Raw genomic sequence first — 1,092 nt, forward strand, 5'->3', positions numbered from 1 at the left:
GAGCGTAAAGTTCCAGCCCTGTATTCCCATAGTTCTTTAGCAGATCCTGTACCTCCTGTGTTGAATTGGTTAAGCCAAAGAAGTCATTTTCCAGAAACTTCTGATAGCCTGCTACCATCAGTTCTGACACAACCGTGTCTCCTTGTGGGAAGACAACAAAATAGAGCGGTTCATTTCGATTGTCTGCATGTTGCACTGCATAAACACCCCCCTCAGTTGGTGGCGTGAAAATGCCATTAAAAGAAACATGAACCTTACCATCAGAACCGGCTTGTAGCTGCTTCTTCTCTTCATCCGTTAAATAATGCGACTGAGGTATTTTTTGTCCACGACTGTTTTCTATAGGTTCCCCATTTTCATCTTTGAGATAGATAATATTTCCCTTTTCATCACGATCCACCACGGCGATGGAGTGCTTTTTGATAAACATGGTTTTATAGGAATCATCGCTGTATTTAAACCCTTCTTCAAGCAATTGCGTTGCCATTTCACGGTTCTCATGGACGATTTGTTCCAGCCTGCCACCATCAAGCGCTTCTACAACTTGATGAGCTGTAGCGGTGTCACGGTTAAGGGAGGCGATTGTTTGTTCCCCATTCTGCCCTGTCAGGGTCTTTTGCCCTGCTTCATCTGTCAAAATGATGCTGCCATTGCTGATGGTGGAATGAGCAAAAAACCACCCTTCCAAGCAAAAGCAAGGAAGGGGGATTGTTGGTCTTCAAATGCAGCAAGACTTAAGGATAGCACTCATATTCTTTTGGATTCTGTTTACAAAACGGGCTATTTAAGCGCTTCTTGACACTGCGCTTCGGGATAACAGCACCAGGCTGACAAATGGGAAGGTTTTCCTCTCTAAAAGTATAACACCATCCCCCCATATTCAATACCTCTTTATCTTTATAACGGAAACCATCTTGGATCATGCAAGCATAAATTGTTGCTTTAGCATTGATGCTTTGCTTTTTATTTTCTGGATCGACATCATAAGGAGTTGGCATGCCACATTCTAACAGTGCTTTTCCTATCTCAGTAAAGTCTGCTCCAGGCTTCTCCCACATTCCTATAGATGATGTGGCAGGCCTACCTAAAGAA

1 protein-coding gene and 1 pseudogene are annotated in these 1,092 nt (G+C 43.3%); both read right to left on the reverse strand.

Annotation, left to right across the window (positions count from 1 at the left end; genetic code table 11):
* A pseudogene (locus J7R05_RS07210) lies at positions 1–637 on the reverse strand (filamentous hemagglutinin); the annotation flags it as partial.
* Positions 638–734: 97 nt separating this feature from the next.
* A partial coding sequence (locus J7R05_RS07215) for a hypothetical protein (protein ID WP_208541762.1) occupies positions 735–1,092 on the reverse strand: 358 nt, incomplete at its 5' end.

The organism is Bartonella capreoli (assembly GCF_902813205.1).
Lineage (GTDB): Bacteria > Pseudomonadota > Alphaproteobacteria > Rhizobiales > Rhizobiaceae > Bartonella > Bartonella schoenbuchensis.